This is a genomic window from Paracoccus zhouxuedongae (assembly GCF_041927815.1).
In the GTDB taxonomy this organism is placed as follows: Bacteria; Pseudomonadota; Alphaproteobacteria; order Rhodobacterales; family Rhodobacteraceae; genus Paracoccus.
Genome location: NZ_JBHFHM010000001.1, coordinates 523,819 through 548,534 on the forward strand (window position 1 = coordinate 523,819; position 24,716 = coordinate 548,534).

23 protein-coding genes are annotated in these 24,716 nt (G+C 66.5%); 15 read left to right on the top strand and 8 right to left on the bottom strand.

Annotated features, from left to right (window positions below; translation table 11 throughout):
• Positions 1–7: 7 nt before the first annotated feature.
• The 3 genes from folP (at position 8) to ACEYYA_RS02775 (ending at position 3,239) form a co-directional block, all read left to right on the top strand.
• Positions 8–1,018, top strand: a complete 1,011-nt coding sequence (gene folP, locus ACEYYA_RS02765) for a dihydropteroate synthase (RefSeq protein WP_374797315.1) — start codon at positions 8–10, stop codon at positions 1,016–1,018.
• Complete coding sequence (glmM, locus tag ACEYYA_RS02770) at positions 1,015–2,358, top strand: phosphoglucosamine mutase (RefSeq protein ID WP_374797317.1); 1,344 nt, start codon at positions 1,015–1,017, stop codon at positions 2,356–2,358. Before folP ends, glmM begins: the two co-directional genes overlap by 4 nt.
• Before the next feature lie 164 nt (positions 2,359–2,522).
• A complete protein-coding gene (locus ACEYYA_RS02775) occupies positions 2,523–3,239 on the top strand; it encodes a VIT1/CCC1 transporter family protein (RefSeq protein ID WP_374797319.1) in 717 nt (238 codons plus the stop codon).
• Between the two features lie 58 nt (positions 3,240–3,297).
• On the opposite strand, the gene purL is transcribed toward ACEYYA_RS02775, so the two are convergent.
• From purL to ACEYYA_RS02790, 3 genes are all read right to left on the bottom strand, one after another.
• Entirely contained in the window at positions 3,298–5,484 is a 2,187-nt protein-coding gene (gene purL, locus ACEYYA_RS02780) for a phosphoribosylformylglycinamidine synthase subunit PurL (RefSeq protein ID WP_374797321.1), read from the bottom strand.
• A 169-nt stretch (positions 5,485–5,653) separates the two neighbouring features.
• Positions 5,654–6,439, bottom strand: coding sequence for a PPC domain-containing protein (locus tag ACEYYA_RS02785; protein ID WP_374797323.1), 786 nt, complete (start codon positions 6,437–6,439; stop codon positions 5,654–5,656).
• 945 nt (positions 6,440–7,384) lie between these two features.
• The gene (locus ACEYYA_RS02790; protein ID WP_374797410.1) at positions 7,385–8,296 is read right to left on the bottom strand and encodes a LysR family transcriptional regulator; all 912 of its coding nucleotides are present in this window, start codon (positions 8,294–8,296) and stop codon (positions 7,385–7,387) included.
• Between the two features lie 165 nt (positions 8,297–8,461).
• On the opposite strand from ACEYYA_RS02790, the gene ACEYYA_RS02795 reads away from it, so the two are divergent.
• The 10 genes from ACEYYA_RS02795 (at position 8,462) to ACEYYA_RS02840 (ending at position 19,212) form a co-directional block, all read left to right on the top strand.
• Positions 8,462–11,854 carry an indolepyruvate ferredoxin oxidoreductase family protein gene (locus tag ACEYYA_RS02795; RefSeq protein WP_374797325.1) on the top strand — a complete coding sequence of 1,131 codons (3,393 nt, stop codon included), beginning with the start codon at positions 8,462–8,464 and terminating at the stop codon, positions 11,852–11,854.
• A gap of 126 nt (positions 11,855–11,980) precedes the next feature.
• A complete protein-coding gene (locus ACEYYA_RS02800) occupies positions 11,981–12,793 on the top strand; it encodes a glutamate racemase (RefSeq protein ID WP_374797327.1) in 813 nt (270 codons plus the stop codon).
• Between the two features lie 9 nt (positions 12,794–12,802).
• Positions 12,803–13,048 carry a hypothetical protein gene (locus ACEYYA_RS02805; RefSeq protein WP_374797329.1) on the top strand — a complete coding sequence of 82 codons (246 nt, stop codon included), beginning with the start codon at positions 12,803–12,805 and terminating at the stop codon, positions 13,046–13,048.
• Positions 13,045–14,073 carry an N-acetyl-gamma-glutamyl-phosphate reductase gene (argC, locus tag ACEYYA_RS02810; protein ID WP_374797331.1) on the top strand — a complete coding sequence of 343 codons (1,029 nt, stop codon included), beginning with the start codon at positions 13,045–13,047 and terminating at the stop codon, positions 14,071–14,073. The genes ACEYYA_RS02805 and argC overlap by 4 nt, the downstream gene beginning before the upstream one ends.
• Before the next feature lie 9 nt (positions 14,074–14,082).
• The gene (gene ccmE, locus ACEYYA_RS02815; protein WP_374797333.1) at positions 14,083–14,532 is read left to right on the top strand and encodes a cytochrome c maturation protein CcmE; all 450 of its coding nucleotides are present in this window, start codon (positions 14,083–14,085) and stop codon (positions 14,530–14,532) included.
• 208 nt (positions 14,533–14,740) lie between these two features.
• The gene (locus tag ACEYYA_RS02820) at positions 14,741–15,397 is read left to right on the top strand and encodes a holin-associated N-acetylmuramidase (protein ID WP_374797335.1); all 657 of its coding nucleotides are present in this window, start codon (positions 14,741–14,743) and stop codon (positions 15,395–15,397) included.
• Entirely contained in the window at positions 15,394–15,750 is a 357-nt protein-coding gene (locus ACEYYA_RS02825) for a 3TM-type holin (protein ID WP_374797337.1), read from the top strand. Before ACEYYA_RS02820 ends, ACEYYA_RS02825 begins: the two co-directional genes overlap by 4 nt.
• A 106-nt stretch (positions 15,751–15,856) precedes the next feature.
• On the top strand, positions 15,857–17,848 hold the full coding sequence (locus ACEYYA_RS02830) for a heme lyase CcmF/NrfE family subunit (RefSeq protein ID WP_374797339.1): 1,992 nt from the start codon (positions 15,857–15,859) through the stop codon (positions 17,846–17,848).
• Between the two features lie 3 nt (positions 17,849–17,851).
• Positions 17,852–18,373 (top strand): cytochrome c-type biogenesis protein, encoded by a 522-nt coding sequence (locus ACEYYA_RS02835; protein WP_374797341.1) that lies wholly within the window; start codon positions 17,852–17,854, stop codon positions 18,371–18,373.
• A gap of 65 nt (positions 18,374–18,438) precedes the next feature.
• A complete protein-coding gene (locus ACEYYA_RS02840; protein ID WP_374797343.1) occupies positions 18,439–19,212 on the top strand; it encodes an enoyl-CoA hydratase-related protein in 774 nt (257 codons plus the stop codon).
• Positions 19,213–19,312: 100 nt separating this feature from the next.
• On the opposite strand, the gene ACEYYA_RS02845 is transcribed toward ACEYYA_RS02840, so the two are convergent.
• Entirely contained in the window at positions 19,313–20,218 is a 906-nt protein-coding gene (locus ACEYYA_RS02845; RefSeq protein ID WP_374797345.1) for a DMT family transporter, read from the bottom strand.
• A 58-nt stretch (positions 20,219–20,276) separates the two neighbouring features.
• Positions 20,277–21,299 (bottom strand): ketol-acid reductoisomerase, encoded by a 1,023-nt coding sequence (gene ilvC / locus ACEYYA_RS02850; RefSeq protein ID WP_374797347.1) that lies wholly within the window; start codon positions 21,297–21,299, stop codon positions 20,277–20,279.
• 126 nt (positions 21,300–21,425) lie between these two features.
• On the opposite strand from ilvC, the gene ACEYYA_RS02855 reads away from it, so the two are divergent.
• Together ACEYYA_RS02855 and ACEYYA_RS02860 are read left to right on the top strand one after the other, a co-directional pair.
• Positions 21,426–21,884 (top strand): Lrp/AsnC family transcriptional regulator, encoded by a 459-nt coding sequence (locus tag ACEYYA_RS02855; protein WP_374797349.1) that lies wholly within the window; start codon positions 21,426–21,428, stop codon positions 21,882–21,884.
• Positions 21,881–22,339: an Lrp/AsnC family transcriptional regulator gene (locus ACEYYA_RS02860; protein ID WP_374797351.1), complete on the top strand. Its 459-nt coding sequence runs from the start codon at positions 21,881–21,883 to the stop codon at positions 22,337–22,339. Before ACEYYA_RS02855 ends, ACEYYA_RS02860 begins: the two co-directional genes overlap by 4 nt.
• Positions 22,340–22,360: 21 nt before the next feature.
• Here the strand turns inward: ACEYYA_RS02860 and ACEYYA_RS02865 are convergent, their stop codons facing one another.
• The 3 genes from ACEYYA_RS02865 to ACEYYA_RS02875 all read right to left on the bottom strand — a co-directional run bounded on the left by ACEYYA_RS02865 (position 22,361) and on the right by ACEYYA_RS02875 (position 24,641).
• Positions 22,361–23,587: a UbiH/UbiF family hydroxylase gene (locus tag ACEYYA_RS02865; RefSeq protein ID WP_374797353.1), complete on the bottom strand. Its 1,227-nt coding sequence runs from the start codon at positions 23,585–23,587 to the stop codon at positions 22,361–22,363.
• 83 nt (positions 23,588–23,670) lie between these two features.
• A complete protein-coding gene (locus ACEYYA_RS02870; protein ID WP_374797355.1) occupies positions 23,671–23,868 on the bottom strand; it encodes a hypothetical protein in 198 nt (65 codons plus the stop codon).
• Positions 23,869–23,957: 89 nt separating this feature from the next.
• Positions 23,958–24,641 carry a pyrimidine 5'-nucleotidase gene (locus tag ACEYYA_RS02875; protein ID WP_374797357.1) on the bottom strand — a complete coding sequence of 228 codons (684 nt, stop codon included), beginning with the start codon at positions 24,639–24,641 and terminating at the stop codon, positions 23,958–23,960.
• Between the last annotated feature and the right edge of the window lie 75 nt (positions 24,642–24,716).

Below are 24,716 nucleotides of genomic sequence, written 5' to 3' on the forward strand. Positions count from 1 at the left end.
CGCGCAGATGACGCAGGATGTCTACGCCCTTCCCCTGGTCCGGCTGGACCCTGACCGCCCATCCGGCGCGCTGCCGCTGGCGGGGGGCTGGGGCTGGTTCGACCGGGTGCGGCTGATCGCGCGCGACGGCGCGCCGCGCGTTGTGGCGGCGCAGGGTCTGCCCGCTGATCTGCAAGACCGGCTGGCTGCGCCGCGCGCCGACCTGTGCGGCCTGACGCTGGACCGCCCGCGCGTGATGGGCATCGTCAATGTCACACCCGACAGCTTTTCCGATGGCGGGCGCTTTCACGACCCGGCGGCGGGCATTGCCCATGGCCGTGCGCTGATCGCGGCGGGGGCGGATCTGCTGGATATCGGCGGGGAATCGACCCGTCCGGGTGCCGAGGATGTGCCGCCCGAGGCCGAGGCCGCCCGCGTCGTGCCCGTGATCGCCGGGCTGGCGGGGTTGGCGCCGATCTCGGTCGATACGCGCAAGGCGGGCGTGGCTGGCCCGGCGCTGAATGCCGGGGCCGGGATCGTCAATGATGTGGCGGGGCTGTCGTTCGACCCGGCGCTTGCACCGCTGGTGGCGGTCCGCGACGTGCCGGTGTGCATCATGCACCATCAGGGCACGCCTGCGACGATGCAGGCCGATCCGCGCTATGATGATGTGCTGCTGGATGTCTATGACTGGCTGGCCGCTGCCGTGGCAAAGGCCGAGGCGGCGGGCATCGCGCGCCACCGCATCCTGATCGACCCCGGCATCGGTTTCGGCAAGACCCAGGCGCATAACCTGACCCTGTTGCGCAATATCGCGCTGTTTCATGGCCTTGGCCTGCCGATCCTGCTGGGCGTGTCACGCAAGCGGTTCATCGGCGCAATCGGCGGGGCCGAGGCGGCGGATGCGCGCGGCCCCGGCACGCTGGCCGTCACCCTGGCCGCCGTGGCGCAGGGGGTGCAGATTCACCGGGTTCACGATGTGGACCAGATTTCACAGGGCCTGCGGCTGTGGCAGGCGATTCAGGGGGGCAAGGAATGACCCGCAAGCTGTTCGGCACCGATGGGGTGCGCGGCACCGCCAATAGCTATCCGATGACCGCCGAGCTGGCGCTGCGGCTGGGCGCGGCGGCCGGCCGGTATTTCCGCCGTGACCATTCCAACGGGCACCGGGTGGTGATCGGCAAGGACACCCGGCTGTCGTGCTACATGATCGAAAACGCGCTGACGGCGGGCCTGTGTTCGACCGGCATGAACGTGCTGCTGCTGGGCCCGGTCCCGACCCCGGCGGTGGGCTATCTGACCAAATCCATGCGCGCCGATGTGGGCATCATGATTTCGGCCAGCCACAACCCGGCGACGGATAACGGCATCAAGTTCTTCGGTCCCGATGGCTTCAAGCTGTCCGATGAGGCCGAGATGGAGATCGAGGCCTTGGTCGCGGGTGAGATCATCCCCGCGCAGCCCCAGAACATCGGCCGGGCCAAGCGGATCGAGGACGGCGTGGGCCGCTATGTCGAATATGCCAAGACCACCTTCCCGGCCAAAGGCAAGCTGACCGGGCTGAAAGTGGTGATCGACGCGGCCAATGGCGCGGCCTATCGCGCCGCCCCTGCGGTGCTGTGGGAACTGGGCGCCGAGGTGATCGAGATCGGCACCGACCCGAACGGGCTGAACATCAACAAGAATTGCGGCTCGACCCACCCCGAGACCGCCGCCAGTGCGGTGGTCGCGCATGGCGCCGATCTGGGCATCTGTCTGGATGGCGATGCCGACCGGATCGCGCTGATCGACGAACATGGCCAGATTGCCGATGGCGATCAGATCATGGCGCTGCTGGCGACCCGCTGGGCCGAGGAAGGGCGGCTGGCAGGGGGTGCCCTGGTCGCCACCGTCATGTCGAACCTTGGCCTTGAGCGCCACCTGGCCGCGCGCGGCATCGGGCTTGAGCGGACCGGGGTGGGCGACCGCTATGTGGTCGAACGGATGCGCGCGGGCGGCTTCAACCTCGGGGGCGAGCAGTCGGGCCATATCGTGATGACCGATTACGCCACCACCGGCGACGGGCTGATCGCCGGGCTGCAATTCCTGGCGGCCATGGCCGAGACCGGCCAGCCCGCCAGTGCGCTGATGCGCCAGTTCGACACCGTGCCGCAGATGCTGAAGAACGTGCGCTATACCAACGGGCAAGAGCCGCTGGCCAATGATGCCGTGCGCGCCGTCATCGCCGATGCCGAGGCGCGGCTGGTCGGGCGCGGGCGCTTGCTGATCCGCAAGTCAGGCACCGAACCGCTGATCCGCGTCATGGCCGAGGCCGAGGATGAGGCGCTGCTGGCCGACACCGTGGGCGGCATCGTCGCCGCGATCGAGGCGGCGGTCTGACCGGGGCATCAGGGGCCTGCGGGCCGCCGCACAAAGCGACCTGGCCGCGCTGCGCGGGCGTGCAAGCTTGACATGTGCGCGCCCCTTTGGGCGGGCCGTGCATTTTCCCTTGGCCTGCGTCCCCGCGTGTTTTAGAATTATTCTAGAGTTACGCGAGGACGACCATGGCCCAGCACACCCAACCTTCGGCCCATCCCGATGACCCCCATTATGTCGTCCGCTCGGGCTGGCTGCGCGCCGCCGTTCTGGGCGCGAATGACGGGATCGTGTCGATCTCATCGCTGATCGTCGGGGTGGCGGCGGCCAATCCCGCGCCCGGCGCGGTGCTGCTGGCCGGGGCGGCAGGTCTGGCGGCGGGGGCCATGTCGATGGCGGCTGGGGAATATGTCTCGGTCTCGTCGCAGGCCGATACCGAACGCGCCGATATCGCCCGCGAACGCCAGGCGCTGATCGACATGCCCGAGGACGAAGAGCGCGAACTGGCCGAGATTTTCGAGGCGCGCGGCATGTCGCCCGCGACCGCCGCCATGGTCGCGCGCGAACTGACCGAAAAGGACGCACTTGCCGCCCATGTCCGCGAGGAGCTGGGCCTGTCCGATGTTCACGCGGCCAACCCGTTTCAGGCGGCTTGGGCCTCGCTGATCACGTTCTTCATCGCCGGGGGTATGCCGCTGCTGGCTGCGGTGCTGGCGCCTGCCGGGCAGATCATCCCGGTGGTGATGGGCGCGACCCTGCTGGCCCTTGCCGTGCTGGGGGCGCTTGGCGCGCGCGCGGGTGGCGCGCCGATGGGACCGGCGATTGCCCGCGTGGTGTTCTGGGGGTTGGCGGCGATGGCGATCACGGCGGGCGTCGGACGTCTGTTCGGCGTCGCCGTGGGTTGAGACGTCGAAGCCCGCGCCGGTGGCGCGGGCTTTATGCGTATTTTGGCAAGAAAGAAGATCAGGCCGCTTCGGGGCCTGTCTCGCCAAAGACCGCGGTGGCAAAGGCCGTGCGGTAAAGCGACGACAGATCTGCCAGCGGCGCGGCGTCACCACCGAATGTCACCTGATCGCCGCCGACCTGGCCGACACGGGCAAGCGGGAGGCCCGCCTGTCGGGCTGCAGCCTCAAGCGCGGCTGCATCGGCCTCGGACGCGGCCAGCAGATAGCGGGCCTGATCCTCGGCGAACAGGGTGGGGATGTCACCCGCGGTCAGGGTCAGGCCCAGACCTGCGGCCTCGGCCATTTCAAAGGCGGCAAGCGCCAGCCCGCCATCCGACAGATCGGTGGCCGCGCGGATCTGCGCGCGCTGCGCCAGAACGAAATCGCCATGCGCCTTTTCAGCGGCCAGATCGACGGCGGGGGCGTCACCGGCCTCGATCCCGAAGGCCTCATAGGCAAGGGCGGATTGGCCCAGATGGCCATGGGTCGCGCCCAGCACCAACAGCACATCGCCCGCCTGCGGGGTGGTGCCGATCCGGTCATCCAGATGCGCGATCAGGCCGACGCCGCCGATGGTAGGTGTGGGCAGGATGCCCGTGCCATCGGTCTCATTGTAAAGCGACACGTTGCCCGACACGATGGGGAAGTTCAGCGCCCGGCAGGCCTCGCCGATGCCTTTGATCGCGCCGACGAACTGGCCCATGATCTCGGGCTTTTCGGGATTGCCGAAGTTCAGGTTGTCGGTCGCGGCCAGCGGCGTCGCGCCGGTGGCGATCAGGTTGCGCCAGGCCTCGGCCACCGCCTGCTTGCCCCCCTCATAGGGGTTGGCCTTGACGTAGCGGGGGGTCACGTCGCTGGTAAAGGCAAGCGCCTTGTCGGTGCCATGCACGCGCACAAGGCCGCCGCCCAGGCCCGGACGGCGCAGGGTGTCGGCCCCCACCTGCGTGTCATATTGTTCCCACACCCAGGCCTTGTGGGCGTGGTTCGGGCTGCCGATCAGGGCGCGCAAGGCGGCGATCGGGGTGATCGCGGGCAGGTCGCCCAAGGGCGCGGCTTTCGGCGTTTCCACCCAGGGCCGGTCATATTCCGGCGCGCTGGAGGACAGTTTCGACAGCGGCAGATCGGCCATCACCTGATTGCCATGCAGGATCAGGAATCGGTCCTCGGGGATCGTCTCGCCGACGATGGCGAAATCCAGATCCCATTTTTCAAAGATCGCGCGGGCCTCGGCTTCCTTTTCGGGCTTCAGCACCATCAGCATCCGTTCCTGGGATTCCGACAGCATCATTTCATACGCGGTCATGTTGGTTTCGCGCTGCGGGACGTGATCCAGGTTCAACTGGATGCCAAGGCCGCCCTTGTCGCCCATTTCGACAGCCGAACAGGTCAGCCCCGCCGCGCCCATGTCCTGAATGGAAATGACCGAGCCCGATGCCATCAGTTCCAGGCAGGCCTCCAGCAGGCATTTTTCGGTGAAGGGGTCGCCGACCTGCACGGTCGGGCGCTTGTCCTCGATCGTGTCGTCGAACTCGGCCGATGCCATGGTGGCCCCGCCGACGCCGTCGCGGCCGGTTTTCGCGCCCAGATAGACAACCGGCATCCCCACGCCCGAAGCCGCCGAGTAGAAGATCTTGTCGGCATCGGCCAAGCCCGCCGCAAAAGCGTTGACCAGGCAATTGCCGTTATAGGCCGCGTGAAAGCGCACTTCGCCGCCGACATTCGGCACGCCGAAGGCATTGCCGTAACCGCCGATCCCCTCGACCACGCCTTTCACCAGATGCGCCGTCTTGGGGTGGCTGGGCAGGCCGAAGGACAGCGCATCCATCGCCGCCATCGGACGCGCGCCCATGGTGAACACGTCACGCAGGATGCCGCCGACACCGGTCGCGGCGCCCTGATGCGGCTCGATATAGCTGGGGTGGTTGTGGCTTTCCATCTTGAAGACCACGGCCTGACCGTCGCCGATATCGACGACGCCGGCGTTCTCGCCCGGCCCGCAGATCACCACATCGCCCGTGGTATGCAGCGTGCGCAGCCATTTCTTTGACGATTTGTAGGAACAATGTTCGTTCCACATCGCCGAAAAAATGCCAAGTTCGGTGATCGTCGGCACCCGCCCGATGATGTCCAGGATGCGCTGATATTCATCGGGCTTCAGCCCATGCGCGGCGATCAGATCGGGGGTGATGTCGGGATCATTGCGCATGGGGCCACCTTTGTCGCTGGGATTGCGGCCTTTTAAGCCAGCCTGCGGCGAAGGGGAAGCCTTGGACGGTAGGGGTTTGTTCAGGATTGGGCGCTATCACGGGCTGTGACGGAGCAAGAATCGGGGCGGACCGGCGGCCCGCCCCCAAGGATCAACCGATGTGGAGGGATCAATCCAGATTCAGGACCATTGAAAACGGCTTGGCGGCGGTCGACTTGCGCGCCGCATTGCGATCTTGCAGCACCCGGACGGTGTAGGTGCCATCCTGCGGAAGGGTGAAGCTGCCGTCACGTTCCAGGGTGGCGCTGACCGGATCATAGATGATCGCGTCGATCTCGGACGCGGCGTCCATCATCATGTGCAGGGTCTGCCCCTTGCGGCCGGCAAAGCTGTATTCGCACATGCCGTCGCCTTTGATGCTGCCGCTGTAGTTGCCGGTCACGCCGGCTTGCAGGGCATCGGTGGTCTCGCACTGCGGGGCCTGGCTCGCGGCGACCTTCGGCTTGGCGGCGGGTTTTGCACTGGCCGCAGGTTTGGCTGCGGGTTTGGTGACGGGCTTGGTGGCGGCTGCCGCCCCGGCGATGCGCACCGTCATTGTGAAGGCGCGCGCCTCAGGGTGTTTGCGGGCCGAATTGCGGGTTTGCAGGATGCGCAGCTTGTAGGCGCCGTCCTTGGGCAGGGGCAGCGCGCCGTCTGCGTCGAAATTGTGTTCGACCGGATCAATCACGATCGCTTCAAAACCGCTGGGGGCGTCAAGCGCGACGGTCATGACCTGGCCCTTGCGCGCGGACAGGCGGTATTCGCAGAGGTCCGCCCCGGCGATGGTGCCCGAGACGCTGCCACGGTCGGTGCCGGCGGCAAAACGGATCGCCCCGCCGCAATCGGCGGCCAAGGCAGTTTGGGCGGTCAGTCCGCAGAGACCTGCGGCAAGGGCGATCAGGAGTGAACGGGCCATCATGGATGTCTTTGTGTAAGGTTGTGGCATAGCCATGCCACCGAGATGAAACCTCGCGCAACCGCCAAGACAATCACGTTGGACAAGCTCTCGTGATCGGGGGTGGTGGGGTGATCGGCGCAGGTGTGATGGCGGGGTCAGGGTCAGGGTCAGGGTCAGGGTCAGGGTCAGGGTCAGGGTCAGGGTCCGGTTAAGGTTAAGGTTAAGGTTAAGGTTAAGGTTAAGGTTAAGGTTAAGGTTAAGGTTAAGGTTAAGGGTAAGGGTAAGGGTAAGGGTAAGGGTAAGGGTAAGGGTAAGGGTAAGGGTAAGGGTAAGGGTGCAGGATCGTCAGGGCCGGGGGGGAAGGTGGAATCGTGGTGTGGTCGCGGAGGATCAGGGGATATGCGGTCGGGGCGGGTCGGCCCTTGGTTTCCCAGAATCTTCACCACGCATCAGCATGCCCGCTACAAATGGCGTGCCGTTATCACCGGCGTCGTCGTCCACGCCGGGTCATGGCTTTGACGGGTTGAAGGCGCAGATGCGATCCTTTGTGCGATCAGCCGTCCACGAGCCCGGGCGGATTGGTCGGCGACCGACCTGACCATGCGGCGGGGTTGGCTCAGGTGCTCATCAAGGCGGGCGCAGCAGCACACAGATCGCGGACGTGTTCCCCGCGACTGTTGGCCGGGGCCTACATGCAAAGGATGGCACCGCCGCTTGCCCCGCGCGCCCGCTGCGCGTCCCCGGACCGCGCATGGGCGGCGCAAGCGCGCAGCCCCGCGGGCAAAAAAATAGGCCAGGCACGAAGCCCGGCCCAAGTCCAACAGGGAGGTAGAAGTCGCGGGAGTTGCCTCATCCGCAGCCTCTTTGCCGGATTTATGGGCGATGGATATACCTTACAAGGGGAAACATGCTGCGGGTGCAGCATGGCCGATATGCGTTGCTGTAATACCGCAGGTTGTAAAACTAGCCCTCATCGCTGTCCTGCGCGACCGTCAGCTTGCGTTGCGCGATGATTTCCTCTTGCACGAAATCGCGGAAGGCGGCGATGCGGCGGGATTGGCGCAGCTCCTCGGGGTAGGCCAGAAAGACCGGCACTTCGGTCGATTCCACGGCCGGCAGGGTGCGCACCAGTTGCGGGAAATCGCCGGCCAGATAGTCGGGCAGGATGCCGATGCCGATGTCGTGCAGCACCGCCTGAAGCACGCCGAAATAGTTGTTCACGCTGAGCGTCGATCCGATCTCATGCGACAGGATCAGCCGCGCCATATGCGCCCCGGCGGCGACCTGATGGGCGGTCGGGTTCTGGCAGATCACCCGGTGGCGGGCCAGATCGTCAAGCCCGCTGGGGGTGCCGTGATGGTCCAGATAGGCTTGGCTTGCGTAAAGCCGCATCCGGATGTTCAGCAGCCGCTTGCGGATCAGGTCGGCCTGGCTGGGCTCCTTCATGCGAATGGCCACGTCGGCCTCCCGCATGGGCAGGTCAAGCACGCGCTCTTCCAGCATCAGGTCGATCGACAGGTCGGGGTGGCGTTCATAGAGCTTGACCAGCCGCGGCGCCAGCCACAGCGTGCCGAATGCGGTGGTGGTGGTGATGCGCAGCTTGCCGAACACATGTTCTTCGCTGTCACGGATGCGGGCCGAGGCGGTTTCCAGCTTTCGCGCCATCGACCGGGTGGCATCGAACAGCAATTCGCCCTGTTCGGTCAGAATCAGCCCGCGCGCATGGCGGTGAAACAGCGTCGTCCCCAGCGTTTCTTCCAGCGCGCGGATCTGACGGCTGACGGCCGATTGCGACAGGTTCAGCCCGTCGCCCGCATGGGTCAGGCTGCCCGCATCGGCGACGGCGTGAAAGATGCGCAGCTTGTCCCAGTCCAGCATGTTCGATCTGCAAAAATTGAAAGCGCCTTGAGGACAGAAGATTATCGGCCGCCGGTCAAGCCCGGAAACGGGATTATCCCTGACATGACCGTGACTTTCTGGTTGATGGGTCAGCAAATGTGACCTATCATGCGTAAAGTTCATCCAGCAGGGGAGGGCCAGATGAGCGTCGAGATTTCCTTGAACGACCGGTTTGATCTGGGCAAGCATCAGGTGCTGCTGAACGGCACGCAAGCCCTGGTGCGGCTGATGCTGATGCAGGCGGCGCGCGACAAGGCGGCGGGGCTGAATACGGCGGGTCTGGTGACCGGCTATCGCGGCAGCCCGCTGGGCGGGGTCGATTTGCAGATGGCGCGGCAAGGCAAGCTGCTGGCGGCGTCCAATGTGCTGTTCCAGCCCGGCCTAAACGAGGATCTGGCCGCCACCGCGCTGTGGGGCAGCCAGCAGGCCGAGCTGCGCGGCGAGGGCAAGCATGATGGCGTCTTTGGCCTGTGGTATGGCAAGGGCCCGGGCGTTGACCGCACCGGCGACGTGATGCGCCATGCCAACATGGCCGGCAGCTCGCGTCATGGCGGGGTGATCATGGCGATGGGCGATGACCATACCGGCGAAAGCTCGACCGTGCTGCACCAGTCGGACTGGGCGATGGTCGATGCCTATATCCCGGTGCTGTCGCCGGCGGGCGTGCAGGAGATTCTGGATTACGGCATCTACGGCTGGGCGCTGTCGCGTTTTGCCGGGGTCTGGGTCGGGCTGAAGACGATGAAGGACACGGTCGAGGCGACCAGCGTCGTCGATGGCAACCCGTTCCGCGTCAATCTGACCACGCCCGATTTCGCCCTGCCGCCGGGCGGGCTGAACATCCGTCTGGGCGATACCCCCGTCGCGCAAGAGGCGCGGATGATCGACTACAAACGCTTCGCCGCCGAGGCGTTTTCGCGCGCGAACCGGCTGGACAAGCGCGTCTGGGGCAAGCCCGGCGCCAAGATCGGCTTCGTCGCGGCGGGCAAGAACTGGCTGGATCTGGTTCACGCGCTGAACCTTTTGGGGATCGACGCCGACGAGGCCGACCGGCTGGGGCTGACGACCTACAAGATCGGCCAGACCTTCCCGATGGACATGAAATCCTTTGCCGAATGGGCCGAGGGGCTGGAGGCGATCGTCGTCGTCGAGGAAAAGCGCAAGCTGATCGAGGTTCAGGTCAAGGAAGCGATCTTTGACAAGCGCCGCGGCCGCCGCGTGCTGGGCTGGCACCACGACCGCACCGGCGAGGAACTGTTCCCCACCCGCTACGCGCTTGACCCGGTGATGATCGCCGAAAAGATCGGCGGCATCCTGATCGAGGAGGGCCGCGGCACCGATGCGATCCGCGCCGGCCTGACCCGCCTGGCCGAGGCGCGCCGCGCCGACAACGCCCCCGAAGTCGCCACCCGGACGCCGTGGTTCTGCTCGGGCTGCCCGCACAACAGCTCGACCAAGGTGCCCGACGGCAGCCGCGCCTATGCCGGGATCGGCTGTCACTATATGGTGCAGTGGATGGACCGCGAAACCACCGGCTTCACCCATATGGGCGGCGAGGGGGTCAACTGGGTGGGCGAAGCGCCGTTTTCCACCCGTGCGCATGTGTTTCAGAACCTGGGCGACGGTACCTATAACCACTCGGGTTCGCTGGCGATCCGCGCGGCCTTGGCTGCGGGCACCAACATCACCTACAAGATCCTGTTCAACGATGCCGTCGCCATGACCGGTGGCCAGCCGAATGAGGGCGGCCTGACCGCGCCGCAGATCGTGCGCGAATTGCAGGCCATGGGCGTCAGGCCGGTGATCGTCGTCCATGACGAGAAAGAGGGGATCGATACGGCGCAGTTCAGTGGTGTCGAGATCCATGAACGCGCCGAGGTGATGGCGGTGCAAAAGCGCCTGTCCGAAACCCCCGGCGTCAGCGCCATGGTCTATATCCAGACCTGTGCCGCCGAGAAGCGCCGCCGCCGCAAGAAGGGCCAGTTCCCCGACATCGACCGGCGCGTGTTCATCAATACCGATGTCTGCGAAGGCTGCGGCGATTGCAGCGTGCAGTCGAACTGCGTGTCCGTCGTGCCGGTCGAGACCGATTTCGGCACCAAGCGCGCCATCGACCAATCATCCTGCAACAAGGATTTCCGCTGTCTGGACGGCTTTTGCCCCAGCTTCGTCACGCTTGAGGGGGCCAAGCCGAAAAAGGCCGCCCCTGCTGCGTTGGACCTGCCCGAGATCGCAGAGCCCGCGCGGATGTCGATCGACGGCACGCATAACCTGGTCGTCACGGGCGTCGGTGGCACTGGCGTCGTAACGGTCGGCGCGGTGCTGGCACAGGCGGCGCAACTGGATGGCATGGGCGTCGGCATGATGGAGATGGCGGGCCTCGCGCAAAAGGGCGGGGCGGTGCATATCCACCTGCGCCTGGCCAACCGGCCCGCCGACATCAGCGCCATCCGCGTCGCCGTGGGCGAGGCCGATTGCGTGATCGGTGGCGATCTGGTCGTCACCGCCGGTGCCAAGACACTGGGGCTGATGACCCAAGGCCGCACCGTCGCCGCCGTCAACAGCCATGAGATCGTCACCGGCGAGTTCACCCGCAACCGCGATTTCCGCCTGCCTGCCGACCGGCTGCGGATGTCGCTGGAAAGCCGCCTGGGGCGCGATCGCGCGGCCTTCTTTGATGCGTCAGAGCTGGCGCGCGTTGCGCTCGGCGATTCGATCTTTTCCAACATGATGATGCTGGGCGCGGCCTGGCAGATGGGCGCGGTGCCGGTCAGCCGCGCCGCGATCCTGAAGGCGATCGAGATGAACGGCGCCGCCGTCGCCGCCAATCAGCGCGCCTTCGAGATCGGCCGCTGGGCGATTGCCCACCCGGCGGCAGCCGAGGCGCTGATCGCCCCTGCCGATCCCGCGACCGCCGCCGATCCCGTGGCGCTGCGGGCAGGCTGGCTGGTCGATTATCAGGATCAGGCCCTGGCCGACCGCTTTCTTGCCCTGGTCAATCGCGCCCCCGCTGACCTGCGCGAGGCCGTCGCCAAGGGCTATCACAAGCTGCTCGCCTATAAGGACGAATACGAGGTTGCGCGGCTGCATCTGCAAACCGCCGACCGCGCGAAGGCGGCCTTTGACGGCGTGGGCAAGATCACCTTCCACCTGGCGCCGCCCAGCCTGCCGGGCAAGGACGCCAATGGCCGCCCGAAAAAGCGTGCCTTCGGGCCGTGGGTGATGCCGCTGTTCCGGCTGCTGGCGGGGATGAAGCGGCTGCGCGGCACCGCGCTGGACCCGTTCGGCTATCACCCTGAACGGCGCACCGAACGCGCCCTGATCGCCCAGTTCGAGGCCGACATGGACGAGGTGCTGGCCAAGGTCACGCCCGACACGATGGCGATTGCCCGCGATCTGGCGCTGCTGCCGCTAGATATTCGCGGCTATGGCCCGGTCAAAGAACAGGGCGTCCGGGCCGCCGCGCGCCGACGCGATGATCTGCTGGCAGCCTTTCGCCAGGGCGGCAGCCCGCAGAAGATGGCGGCCGAATAGCCCTTCCGCTTTGCCCAAATACTCATCCAGGCAGCGACAACGGCGCGCGGGTAAAATCCCCGCGCGCCGCTTTCATCCCGGCCCCCGGCGCGCTAAGAAGGCGCGACAGAAGATAGGGGCGGCATCATGGCAGTGGGCGTTTTCGACAGCGGTCTGGGCGGGCTGACGGTGCATCGCGCGCTGCAAAAGCGTCTGCCCGACCTGCCCTTTGTCTATTACGGCGACAATGCCCATGCGCCTTACGGCGTGCGCGATGCCGATGACATCTTCAACCTGACCTGCGCGGGCGTCGAACGCCTTTGGGCCGAGGGCTGCGATCTGGTGATCCTGGCCTGCAACACCGCCGCCGCCGTCGCGCTGAAGCGGATGCAGGAAACCTGGCTGCCCAAGGACAAGCGCGTGCTGGGCGTTTTCGTGCCGTTGATCGAGGCGCTGACCGAGCGACAGTGGGGCGACAACAGCCCCCCGCGTGAGGTCGCGGTGAAACATGTCGCCCTGTTCGCCACCCCGGCCACCGTCGCCAGCCGCGCCTTTCAGCGTGAACTGGCCTTCCGCGCCGTGGGTGTCGACGTCGAGGCGCAGCCCTGTGGCGGTGTCGTCGATGCCATCGAATCCGGCGATGAGATCCTGGCCGAGGCCCTGGTGAAATCCCATGTCGAGGCGCTGAAACGCCGGATGCCGCACCCCGAGGCTGCGATCCTGGGCTGCACCCACTACCCGCTGCTGGAGGACACGTTCCAGCAGGCGCTTGGGGCGGGGGTCAAGGTCTATAGCCAGGCCGATCTGGTCGCGGAAAGCCTTGCGGATTACCTGACCCGTAGGCCGCAGTTCATCGGATCGGGCACCACCAGCCGGTATCTGACCACCGGTAACCCGGCCTCTGTCTCGTCCAAGGCCACGCAATTCATGCGCGCGCCGATCCGGTTTGAATCCGCCTAAGGGGGACCAATGAAATACATCCTTGTTTTCGCATCTGTCGCCTGCGCTGGCGCCGCGATCTGGTTGGCCGCCTATGGCATTGGGGTCATGTATGACGATTCCTATGACAACAGGATCGTTGGCGGCGATGCCTACAATTACATCATCTATGCAGCCCGTGGCACGGCCTATGTCTGCGCCGGTGGTGTCGCTGCCGTGTTGTCGGTCTTCTGGCTGATGCTCTTGAAAATGCTTGATCAGGGGGGCTCCCAATGAGCCATCGCATCGCCATCCTTGGGGCCTCGGGCTATACCGGGGCCGAGTTGGTGCGCCTGATCGCCAGCCATCCGGGGATGCAGATCACCGCGCTGTCGGGTGAACGCAAGGCCGGGATGGCGATGGCCGAGGTGTTCCCGTTCCTGGGCCATCTGGACCTGCCGCGCCTGTGCAAGATCGAGGAGATCGACTTTTCCGCCATCGACCTTGCCTTTTGCGCGCTGCCCCATGCGACCAGCCAGGCGGTGATCCGCGACCTGCCGCGCGATCTGAAGATCGTCGATCTGTCGGCGGATTTCCGGCTGCGCGACCCGGCCGAATACCAGAAATGGTATGGCCAGCCCCATGCCGCCGTCGAATTGCAGGCCGAGGCCGTCTATGGCCTGACCGAGTTCTATCGCGACCAGATCCGCGCCGCGCGGCTGGTCGCCGGCACCGGCTGCAATGCCGCCGCCGGACAATTCGCGCTCCGTCCGCTGATCGCCGCCGGGGTGATCGATCTGGACGCCATCATTCTTGACCTGAAGAATGGCGTGTCAGGCGCCGGTCGCAGCCTGAAGGAAAACCTGCTGCACGCCGAATTGTCGGGCGGGACGCATCCCTATTCTGCGGGCGGCACACATCGTCATCTGGGCGAGTTCGATCAGGAGTTTTCGGCGATTGCCGGACGCCCGGTGCGCGTGCAGTTCACCCCGCATCTGTGTCCCTTCAACCGGGGTATCCTGGCCACCGTCTATGTGCGCGGCGCGGCCGACCGCATCCATCAGGTGCTGGCCGAAGCCTATGCCGATGAGCCGTTCATCCGGGTGCTGCCGATGGGGCAAGTGCCTTCGACCCGCGCAGTGGCGGGGTCGAACTTCTGCCAGATCGGTGTCGCCGGTGACCGCATCGAGGGTCGCGCCACGGTGATCGCCGCCATCGACAACCTGACCAAGGGGTCGTCCGGCCAGGCCATCCAGAACGCCAATCTGATGCTGGGCCTTGATGAAACCGCCGGGCTGATGCTGGCCCCGATCTTTCCGTAAGGAGCCGCGATGAAAAGCCTCAAGAAAACCCGCCGCATTCAGGTGATCCTGATCACCGTTCTGGCGCTGATCATCGCCACCGGGCTGATCGGGTTCGCCATGCGCGACGGCATCAACCTGTTCCGTTCGCCCACGCAGGTTTTGGCCGAACCGCCTGAATCGGATGAATATTTCCAGATCGGCGGACTGGTCAAGGAAGGCTCGATGACGCCGGTCGATGGCGTGGCTTTCAACTTCGTCATCACCGATGGCGGGGCCGAAGTGCCGGTCGCCTATATCGGCGGCGAGCCGCGCCCCGACCTGTTCACCGAGGGCACCGGAACCATCGCCAAGGGCTATTACGTCGATGGCACCTTCAAGGCCGACAAGCTGCTGGCCAAGCATGACGAAACCTATATGCCGAAAGAAGTTATCGACGCGCTGAAGGAACAGGGCGTCTATCAGGAGCCCGACAGCTGATCCTGCCCTGCTGAGGCGCGGGTGCGGACGCTCTGCGGGGGATATGTGATCCAAGAAGAAAGCCGCCTTCTTCTTGGCACATACATCCCCGCCGGAGGCATGCGACCGCCGGACCGGGCGCACGGCTGACGCCTGCGGTCGCCGCATTTGCCTTTCGTTAACCCTTGCCGGGCAGCCTGTGGCTTTCCATCAGCCAAGGGGGCTTTCCATGACGGTGATGACCCGGCAGCCGCCCCGCCCGGCGGGCGCGGTTTCCGTTGACGACCTGGCGCGCGAGATCGTGCGGCGCGAGGGCGGCTTTGTTGACGATCCCGACGATCCGGGCGGGATCACGAACCACGGTGTGACGCTGTTGACCCTGCGCCGGTTGGGGATCGATGTGACCGGCGACGGGCATGTCGATGCCACGGACCTGCGGAACCTGACCGCCGATCGCGCGGCGGCGATTTTCGTCGATCACTATTTCCGCGCGCCGGGCCTTGATCGTCTGCCCGCCGCTTTGCAGCCGCAACTGTTTGACATGTATGTCAACTCGGGCAGCAATGCGATCCGCGTGTTGCAGCGGATGCTGAATGCGATGGGTCATGACCTGCTGGTCGATGGCCAGATCGGCCCGCTGACCCGTCGCGCAGCCGAAGCTGCGGCGCGCGCTGCCCCCGTCCATCTGGCCGACGCCTATGCCATCGCCCGGCGGGATTACTACTATGCGCTTGGCGATGCCCGCCCGGCCAGCCGCAAATATTGCCGCAGGCGCAATGGTGGCAAGGGTGGTTGGATCACCCGCGCCGAGACCTTCCTCTCCCCCCGTTTTCACCTGACCGAGGCGCAGCACCGCGCCCGCATCGCGCATTGGAGCCGTGCATGACTACCCCCACCCTGACCCCCGCCTTTGACCGGCTGATCGACGCGATGAACCGCCTGCCGCGCCCGCTGATGACCTTGGGCACGGTGGTTATCTTCGCCTATTCGATGGCCGATCCCGATGGTTTCGCGGCCCGGATGCGCGGGCTTGAGCAGATGCCCGAAGCGGCCTGGTGGCTGCTGGGCGGTGTCATCTCGTTCTATTTCGGCGCGCGCGAGGCGCATTATTACCGCCAGGCCCGCGCAACCCCGACCGAGGCCGCAGCACCCGCCACGGCCTCGCCCGCTGCGCCAGCCTCCGCCGCCGCCCCGCCGAATGCCGCCTTGGCCGAATGGCAGGCCGGACTGCCGCAGTGATCATCACAGGCCCGTGATCCTCGGGCCCGCCCATGCGACAGGGCCGCGCACCACCTTGGCGGTGCGCGGCCTTGTCTTTATGGTGGCCCCAATCAAAGGAGCCGCCATGACCGCCGAACTTGGACATTATGCACTGATCCTGGCCTTCGTGGTGTCGATCCTGCAATCGACCCTGCCGCTGGTCGGTGCGCACAAGGGCTGGCGCGGCTGGATGGCGGTCGGCGACAGTGCGGCGGTGACACAGCTTGTGCTGGTGACGATCTCTTTCGCCTGCCTGACCTGGGCCTTTGTCACCTCGGATTTTTCGGTGCAGCTGGTCTATGCCAACAGCCATACCGACAAGCCGATGCTGTATAAAATCTCGGGTGTCTGGGGCAACCACGAAGGATCGATGCTGCTGTGGGTGCTGATCCTGGCGCTGTTTGGCGCGGCGGCGGTTGTGTTCGGGGGCGCGCTGCCGCCGCGGCTCAAGGCGCGGGTGCTGGCGATCCAGGGTCTGATCGGGCTGGCGTTTTACGCCTTCATCCTGTTCACCTCGAACCCGTTCCTGCGGATCGAGGCGCCTCCCTTCAACGGTCAGGATCTGAACCCGCTGCTGCAAGATCCGGGCCTGGCTTTCCATCCGCCCTTCCTATACCTTGGCTATGTCGGCCTCAGCATGTCGTTCGCTTTTGCCGTCGCCGCGATGATCGAGGGGCGCGTCGATGCCGCCTGGGGCCGCTGGGTGCGCCCCTGGACGCTGGCGGCCTGGGTGTTCCTGACCATCGGCATCGCGCTTGGGTCGTGGTGGGCCTATTACGAACTGGGCTGGGGCGGCTTCTGGTTCTGGGATCCGGTCGAAAACGCCAGTTTCATGCCCTGGCTGCTGGCGGCGGCGCTGCTGCATTCGGCCATCGTCGTGGAAAAGCGGGAATCGCTGAAAAGCTGGACGGTGCTGCTGGCGATCATGGCCTTTGGCTTTTCGCTGATCGGCACGTTCATCGTGCGCTCGGGCGTCATCACCTCGGTTCACAGCTTTGCCAATGATCCCGAACGCGGCATCTTCATCCTGATGATCCTGGCGGTGTTTGTCGGCGGCGCGCTGACGCTTTATGCGGTGCGCGCGGGCGCGATGCAGGCCAAGGGCATGTTTGCCATGGTCAGCCGCGAATCCGCCTTGGTCTTGAACAATGTGCTGCTCGCGGTTGCGGCGATGGTGGTGTTCACCGGCACCGTCTGGCCGCTGGTCGCCGAGGCTTTGTGGGCCGACAAGCTGTCGGTCGGCGCGCCCTTCTTTGAAAAGGCCTTCACCCCCTTCATCGTCGTGCTGGCGCTGATCCTGCCCATTGGCGCGATCCTGCCGTGGAAGCGTGGCCGCCTGGGCCGGGTCATGCGCCCGCTGATCCCGGCACTGGTGCTGGCGCTTGCGGTGATGGGGCTGGTCTGGACGATCGGCAGCGGCCGGTCGCTGCTGGCGCCGATCGGCGCGGGCCTGGGCGCCTGGCTGGTCTTCGGCGCCGCGGCCGAGATCTGGTTCCGCGCCACCGCCTCGGGCGGGAACCCCTTTGCCCGCATGTCGCGCCTGCCGCGCGCCGACTGGGGCAAGGCCGTGGCCCATGCGGGCCTGGGCGTCACCTTCATCGGCGTCAGCCTGCTGATGGCCTGGGATGTCGAGGATATCCGCGTCGCCCAGGTCGGCCAACCCTTCACGGTCGAGGGCTATGAGATCACCCTCGACGCCGTGGATGAGGTCGAAGGCCCGAACTTCATGTCCACCATGGCGCGCATGTCGGTGCGCGAGAACGGTAAGCTGGTCGCCACGCTGACCCCCGAAAAGCGCGTCTACAACGTGCAGACCATGCCCACGACCGAGGCCGCCATCGACAACGGCTTCACCCGTGACGTCTATCTGGTGATCGGCGACGAACAGGATGGCGGCGGCTGGGCGGTGCGCACCTATATCAAGCCCTTCGCCAACTGGATCTGGGCGGGATCGGCACTGATGGCGCTTGGTGGGCTATTGTCGCTCAGCGACCGGCGCTATCGCTTTGCCGCTTCGGGCGCCCGGCGCACCGCGCGAACCCCCCGTGACACCCCCCGTGCCACCCCGGCGGAGTAACCCATGCGCTTTCTTCTTGGTCGAAATATCCTGGGGGGCGTGCGCAGCACGATCGGGGGCAAAGCCCCCCTGGCGGCGCTGACCCTGTGCCTGACGCTGGCCATGCCCGCCCTTGCCGTGCAACCCGATGAGGTGCTGCCCGACCCCGCCCTCGAATCCCGCGCGCGCGAGATTTCCAAGGTGCTGCGTTGCCCGGTCTGCCAGGGCGAAAACATCGACGAATCGAATGCCGAGGTCAGCCGCGATCTGCGCCTTCTGGTGCGCGAACGGCTGGTGGCGGGTGACAGCAACACCGAAGTGGTGGACTTCGTGACCGACCGTTACGGAGATTACGTCCTGTTTGAACCGCGCGCGACCGGCACCAACCTGATCCTTTACGCCATCGGCCCGGTGGTTGGCCTCTTGGCGCTGATCGGTGGGCTGCTGTTCATCCGCTCGCGCCGCCCGACCACGGCGGCCGAGGCCGCACCGAGCGCGCTGACCGATGAGGAACGCGCGCGGCTGGACAAGATCATGCGCGAATGACGCCGGGTCGGGGCTGTCCTTGCCCCGATCCCGCCACTAGGATCGCCCCCAAATAGGGGGGCCTCATGACCGATTTCACCACCATTCTTTACGACGTCACCGATGATGTGGCGACCATCACCCTGAACCGGCCCGAGGTGATGAACGCGCTTAACCGCACCATGCGCGCCGAGATCACCACCGCCATCGCCCGCGCCGAGACCGAGGCGCGCTGCCTGGTGCTGACCGGGACCGGCCGTGCCTTCTGCTCGGGTCAGGATCTGGCCGATGCCGGTGGCGCGCCCATCGATCTGGGTCGCATCCTGCGCGAGGAGTACGAACCCATGCTGGCCGCGCTGACCGGCTGCCGCCTGCCGACCATCGCCGCCGTCAATGGCAGCGCGGCGGGGGCGGGGGCCAATCTGGCGCTTGGCGCGGATGTGGTGATCGCCACCGAATCCGCCCGCTTCATCCAGGCCTTCACGAAAATCGGCCTGATCCCCGATGCCGGCGGCACCTATTGGCTGCCCCGTCAGGTGGGGTTTGCGCGCGCCATGGGCACGATGCTGTTCGCCGAACCCGTCACCGCCCGGCAGGCCGCCGATTGGGGGATGATCTGGGACTGCGTGGCCGATGCCGATTTCGCGGCCCATGTCACGGCCCGCGCCCGGCATCTGGCTCAGGGACCGGGCCTGGCCTATGCCGCGATCAAGCGCGCCCTGCGCGAGGGCCATACCGATCTGGCCGAACAGCTTGCGCTGGAGGCTGAATTGCAGGCCGCCTGCGGCCAGACCGCCGACTTCCACGAAGGCGTGATGGCGTTTCTGCAAAAGCGCCCGCCACGGTTCACCGGGGCCTGACCGCGCGCCCGGTGGCGGGTGCGGATGCGTATATGAACAAGGAAGATGGGGGCAGGGCGCGCGCGCTTGCCCCTTCTTTCTTGCCCAAATACGCCTGCCGTCAGGCCGGCCGGGGGCGCTGCCGCAGGTTTGACAAAGCCAGCCCCGCCAGGATCAAGCCAAGCGCCAGGAGAAAGCTGGCGGGTAGGCGTTCGTGAAAGATCAGCGCGCCAAAGGCTACCGACCACAGCGGGATCTGATAGTTCGACAGCGCGACAAAGTTCGGCCCGGCGCGGCGGATCAGCACGATCATCAAAAGCGTCGCCAGCCCGGTCGGAAACAGCCCCAGATAAACGACCGAGGCAAGGGCCGCAGGCGGGGCGGCGGCGAAATCGGGCAGCCCCTCGATCGCCATCATCAGCCCCAGACTGATCACGCTGGCCGCGCTGAGCACCGCCGCCGCCATCGCAGGCATCGCCATAGGTGGCGCGCGCCGCGTCAGGATCGACCCCATCGAATAGGACAGGGCAACCCCGAGGCAGGCGAGCCGCGCCCAGCTTTCCGAGGGCGCGCCGCTGGTCGCGCTCAGCGCCGCCGGGCCGATCAGCACCACCACGCCGGTCGCGCCAAGCGCGATCCCGGCAACCTGCGCCAGCCGCAGCCCTGCGCCCAGCAGCCAGGCGGCGAGGATCAGCGTGAACAGCGGACCCGCCGCCATGGTGATGCCCGCAAAGCCGGATGCGACATGGCCCTGTGCCCAGGACAGCAGCGCAAACGGCAGGCTGTTCGACAGCACCGCGATGGCGATGGCAAAGGCCCAATCGCGGCGCGCGGACAGCGGCGGCAGGCGCTGACCCATGGCGCGGGTGGCGATCAGCAGCGCGACGGCACCGATGGCGATGCGCAGCGCGGCCACCGTCAGCGGGCCAAAGCCGGTCAGCGCCAGACGGATATTGGCGAAGGATGCGCCCCAGATCAGCGCGAGGCCCAGCAGGATCAGCCAATCGGCAAGGGGCGGGCGGTGCATGGTGTCCTGACATGAAAAGGGGCGCCCCAAGGCGCCCCCGGATGCGGTGACTGTCGGCTTAGTTGCGCGCCTTGTCCACCATCTTGCCCTTGGAAATCCAAGGCATCATCTCGCGCAGCTTGGCGCCGACCTGTTCGATCTGGTGTTCGTCGTTGATGCGGCGCGTGGCCTTGAACGACGGCTGGCCGACGGCGTTTTCCTGCATGAAATCGCGCACGAACTTGCCGGTCTGGATGTCGCGCAGCACCGCCTTCATCCGGGCCTTCGTCTCGTCGTAGGGCAGGATGCGCGGGCCGCTGACATATTCGCCATATTCGGCGGTATTGCTAATCGAATAGTTCATGTTGGCGATGCCGCCTTCATAGATCAGGTCGACGATCAGCTTGACCTCGTGCAGGCACTCGAAATAGGCCATTTCGGGCTCGTAGCCGGCCTCCACCAGGGTTTCAAAGCCCATACGGATCAATTCGACCAGGCCGCCGCACAGCACCGCCTGCTCGCCGAACAGGTCGGTCTCGCATTCCTCGCGGAAGTTGGTCTCGATGATGCCCGACCGCCCGCCACCGATGGCGCTGCAATAAGACAGGGCCAGGTCCATCGCCTTGCCGGTCGCGTCCTGATGGACGGCCACCAGGCAGGGCACGCCGCCGCCCTTGGTATATTCGCCGCGCACGGTGTGGCCGGGGCCTTTCGGGGCCATCATGATCACATCGACGCCCGGCTTCGGCTCGATCAGGCCGAAATGCACGTTCAGGCCATGGGCAAAGGCGATCGCGGCGCCCTCGCGCAGGTTGTCATGGACGTATTTCTTGTAGGTCTCGGCCTGCAATTCGTCGGGCATGGTGAACATGATCAGGTCGGCCCATTTGGCGGCCTCGGCGATCTCCATCACCTTCAGGCCCTCGCCTTCGGCCTTCTTGGCCGAGGGGCTGCCCGGGCGCAGGGCGACGACGACATACTTGGCGCCGCTGTCGCGCAGGTTCAGCGCATGGGCGTGGCCCTGGCTGCCATAGCCCAGAATGGCGACCTTCTTGTCCTTGATCAGGTTCACGTCGCAGTCGCGGTCGTAATACACTCGCATCGGATGATCCTTTCAGATGGCTGGGGGCAGAATAGCGCGAATGCGGCGGTGATCCGTGCATAGTTTGACGATTTTCGCGTTCATGATAAAAGATCATGCGTGAATGGCGGCAGATGCGGATGGATCATGCAGATTGACGATACCGACCGGCGGATCCTGCGGCAGATGCTGGCCGCGCCCGATTTGGCCGCGGCGGATCTGGCCGACCGCGCCGGGGTGACGCCCGCGACGCTGTGGCGGCGGCTGGACCGGTTGCGGGCGGCGGGGGTGCTGCGCGGCCAGCAGGCGGTGATCGACTGGCGCGCGCTTGGCTGGGCGGTCGAGGTCAGCTTGCGCTTTACCCTGGACAAGGCCGATCCGCGCGCCTTTGACGCCTTTCTGGCCGCCGCCCGTCAGGTGCCCGAGGTGACCGAGATCCAGACCTTCCTTGGCCGCACCGATGTCCGTCTGGGCGTGATCGCCCGCGACATGGCCCATTGGCAAGAGGTCTACCGCGCCCGCATCCTGACCCTTCCCCATATCGCCGAGCTGGAGGCGCTGATGCATGTCGCCACGCTGAAAGACAGCGCCGAGTTGCCGCTGTGATCGCGCTGGATGACACCGACCGGGCGCTCTTGCGGCTGCTGGCCGATGACGCGACCCTGGGCGCGGGTGAGGTGGGCCGGCGCCTGGGCCTGTCACAACCCGCCGCCTGGCGGCGCATCCGTCGGCTGACCGATGCCGGGGTGATCGCGGGCCGCCGCGTGGTCGTTGATCAGGCGGCGCTTGGCTTTGGCGTGACGGTGTTTCTGGGCATCAAGCTGGCAACCCGTGGCCGCGTCAGCCTTGAGGATTTCGAGCGCGCGGTGACCGCCATCCCCGAGGTGCAGACGGTCCAGCAGGTCATCGGCCTCTTCGATTACCGCCTGCGCGTCAGCGCCCGCGACATCGCCGATTTCGAACGCATCCTGCGCCGCCGCATCCTGACCCTGCCGGGCGTCGGCCAGGTCGAGGCGAATGTCGTGCTGTCCGACGAACGCCGCCCCGGCCCGATCGGTTAGCGCATCCCCAGCCCCGCGCGGTTAGCGCATCCCCAGGCCCGCGCGCATCATCGTGCGGCGCACCGGCTTGATGGCGTAAAGCGCGCCCAGGGCGGCGGCACGCAGGTCGCGCAGGGGCCGGGCGCTGACCATGCTGGCGCGGTTCAGCGCGTCGATGCCGGTGACGCGGGCCTTCACCTCCAGCCAGCGGTCGCGGGTAAAGCGCGCCAGCATCGGCGCGGTGCCCGGATCGGCGCGATGCGCCACGCACAGATCGACCAGATCGGCCAGATCGGCCAGGCTCATGTTCAGGCCCTGCGCGCCGATGGGGGGCACGACATGCGCGGCCTCGGCGATCAGCGCCAGCCGTTCGCCATGAAAGCGGCGGGCAATCTGGCTGATGATCGGCCAGCTTTGCCGCGCGGTGACCGGCGTCAGTTGCCCCAGAACGCCGGTTGAGCGTTCATTCAGCGCCTCGGTGAAATCGTCCATCGGAAGGGCGACCAGCCGGTCGGCCTCGGCCGCGCGCTCCATCCACACCACAGCAGAGGAGGGGCTGCCGTCGCGGTCCGGCAACGGCACCAGGGTGAACGGCCCGCCCCAGCGATGCACCTCGGTCGAGATGTTCTGATGCGGGGTCGGATGGGTCACGGTGCAGACCACCGCCTTTTGGCCGTAACGGGTGGTGCTGACCGGAATGCCCGCCGCCGCCCGCATCGCCGAATTGCGCCCATCGGCGGCGACCACCAGCCGGGTGGTGACATGACGGCCATCCGACAGGGTGACGCGCGCCTCGGTGCTGCGGGTGGTCAGGGCGGTAGTGGCAACGCCAGCCAGGAAGGTGACATTCGGGAGGGCGTCAAGCGCCGCCATAGCCTCGCGCCGGATCAGCCAGTTCGGAAGGTTCCAGCCAAAGGGCTCATCGGAAATGTCGGCGGCATCGAAGGCCCGCGTCAGCCGCGCGCGGGATTGCGCGCCGCCCGCATCGATGATCTGCATGATCTGTAAGGGCGCGACATGGGGGGCAAAGCGGTCCCACAGCCCGGCCCGCGCCAGCAACGCGCGCGAGGGGTGCAGAAAGGCCGTGGTGCGCAGATCGGCCCCCTGCGCGGCCTCGGCGGTGACGGGCGGGGTCGGGTCGCAGCAGATGACGCTGAAGCCCTCGGCGCCAAAGGCCGCCGCCGCGATCAGGCCAGCCGCACCGCCGCCAGAAATCAGGATATCGCAATCAAGGCTGTCGGCCGGGTTCGACTGAGGCGCGGTCTGCATGGTGTCTCCGATCGCAAAGGGCCGGACCATTTACGGCCCGGCCCCCGGCGATGTCAAAGCGGCGCGGGGCCGCAGCGGCAGGCTTAGCCACCGACCGCGAAGATCAGGATCACCGCCATGGTCAGGAACGTGCCGATCAGCCCGAACACGGCCAGCCCGGCCAGCCCCATCGCGGCGGTCAGACCGACGCCGATCAGCACCAGCACCAGGGCCAGCAGCCACAGCATCCGGCCGCCAGCGGCTTCGCGGCGGGTTTCTTCGGCGGTTTGAACTTGGGCCATCTGTCTCTCCCTTGATTGTGGGCGCGATGTGGCTGCGGGGCGGGGCGATGTCAACCGCAACCGCGCCAGGGGGGACCGAAGGTCGCAGATCAGCGGGCCAGCCCCGCCAGGAACGCCGCCAGATCGTCGGTCCGGTGATGGACATGCGCACCATGGGCGTGACCCGCAGCCAGCACATCCGGCCCGTGCCGGCCTGCCCCGACCAGCACCGTGGCCATGCCCAGCTCGTGCGGCACGATCAGGTTGCGCGGGTCATCCTCGAAAAACGCGGCGCGGGTGGGGTCGATGCCATGCGCCGACAGCACGGCGTGATAGGCGCGCGGGTCGGGCTTGGGGTGAAAACCGACCTCGGCCACCCCATAGATCGCCTCGAACATGTCCAGCCCGCGCATCGCCAGCACCTTGCCGGCATATTCGGCATCGGCATTCGTCTGCACGATCTTGCGCCCCGGCAGCGCCCGGATCGCCTGCGCCAGGCCCGGATCGGGGCGCAGCACGCCAAAGTCGATGTCATGCACATAGGCCAGAAACGGCAGCGGATCGATGGCGTGATCGGCCATCAGCCCGGCCAAGGTGGTGCCGTGATTGCGCCAGTAATCATCGCGCAGGTGGCTGGCCTCGGCCTCGGCCAGGCCCAGATGGCGGGTCACCCAGTCGGTCATGCGGCGTTCGATCTGGTCGAACAGCCGCGCCTCGGGTGGATACAGGGTGTTGTCCAGATCGAAGATCCAGGTGGTGACATCGGCCAGTCGGGGCAGGGGGTGTTTGCTCATGCCGCGACCCTAGGCGCGCGCCCCGCGGCTGTCGAGACCGCGGCGGTTGCGGGACCGCGCGCCGGGGCGTAACCT

Coding starts and splice junctions, on each gene's coding strand:
- ilvC (WP_374797347.1), bottom strand. CDS start 21,299: ATGCGAGTGTATTACGACCGCGACTGCGACGTGAACCTGATCAAGGAC.
- folP (WP_374797315.1), top strand. CDS start 8: ATGACGCAGGATGTCTACGCCCTTCCCCTGGTCCGGCTGGACCCTGAC.
- ACEYYA_RS02825 (WP_374797337.1), top strand. CDS start 15,394: ATGACTACCCCCACCCTGACCCCCGCCTTTGACCGGCTGATCGACGCG.
- ACEYYA_RS02800 (WP_374797327.1), top strand. CDS start 11,981: ATGGCAGTGGGCGTTTTCGACAGCGGTCTGGGCGGGCTGACGGTGCAT.
- ACEYYA_RS02855 (WP_374797349.1), top strand. CDS start 21,426: ATGCAGATTGACGATACCGACCGGCGGATCCTGCGGCAGATGCTGGCC.
- ACEYYA_RS02830 (WP_374797339.1), top strand. CDS start 15,857: ATGACCGCCGAACTTGGACATTATGCACTGATCCTGGCCTTCGTGGTG.
- glmM (WP_374797317.1), top strand. CDS start 1,015: ATGACCCGCAAGCTGTTCGGCACCGATGGGGTGCGCGGCACCGCCAAT.
- ACEYYA_RS02875 (WP_374797357.1), bottom strand. CDS start 24,641: ATGAGCAAACACCCCCTGCCCCGACTGGCCGATGTCACCACCTGGATC.
- ACEYYA_RS02775 (WP_374797319.1), top strand. CDS start 2,523: ATGGCCCAGCACACCCAACCTTCGGCCCATCCCGATGACCCCCATTAT.
- ACEYYA_RS02805 (WP_374797329.1), top strand. CDS start 12,803: ATGAAATACATCCTTGTTTTCGCATCTGTCGCCTGCGCTGGCGCCGCG.
- ACEYYA_RS02835 (WP_374797341.1), top strand. CDS start 17,852: ATGCGCTTTCTTCTTGGTCGAAATATCCTGGGGGGCGTGCGCAGCACG.
- ACEYYA_RS02845 (WP_374797345.1), bottom strand. CDS start 20,218: ATGCACCGCCCGCCCCTTGCCGATTGGCTGATCCTGCTGGGCCTCGCG.
- ccmE (WP_374797333.1), top strand. CDS start 14,083: ATGAAAAGCCTCAAGAAAACCCGCCGCATTCAGGTGATCCTGATCACC.
- ACEYYA_RS02840 (WP_374797343.1), top strand. CDS start 18,439: ATGACCGATTTCACCACCATTCTTTACGACGTCACCGATGATGTGGCG.
- ACEYYA_RS02865 (WP_374797353.1), bottom strand. CDS start 23,587: ATGCAGACCGCGCCTCAGTCGAACCCGGCCGACAGCCTTGATTGCGAT.
- ACEYYA_RS02820 (WP_374797335.1), top strand. CDS start 14,741: ATGACGGTGATGACCCGGCAGCCGCCCCGCCCGGCGGGCGCGGTTTCC.
- ACEYYA_RS02785 (WP_374797323.1), bottom strand. CDS start 6,439: ATGGCCCGTTCACTCCTGATCGCCCTTGCCGCAGGTCTCTGCGGACTG.
- purL (WP_374797321.1), bottom strand. CDS start 5,484: ATGCGCAATGATCCCGACATCACCCCCGATCTGATCGCCGCGCATGGG.
- ACEYYA_RS02870 (WP_374797355.1), bottom strand. CDS start 23,868: ATGGCCCAAGTTCAAACCGCCGAAGAAACCCGCCGCGAAGCCGCTGGC.
- argC (WP_374797331.1), top strand. CDS start 13,045: ATGAGCCATCGCATCGCCATCCTTGGGGCCTCGGGCTATACCGGGGCC.
- ACEYYA_RS02795 (WP_374797325.1), top strand. CDS start 8,462: ATGAGCGTCGAGATTTCCTTGAACGACCGGTTTGATCTGGGCAAGCAT.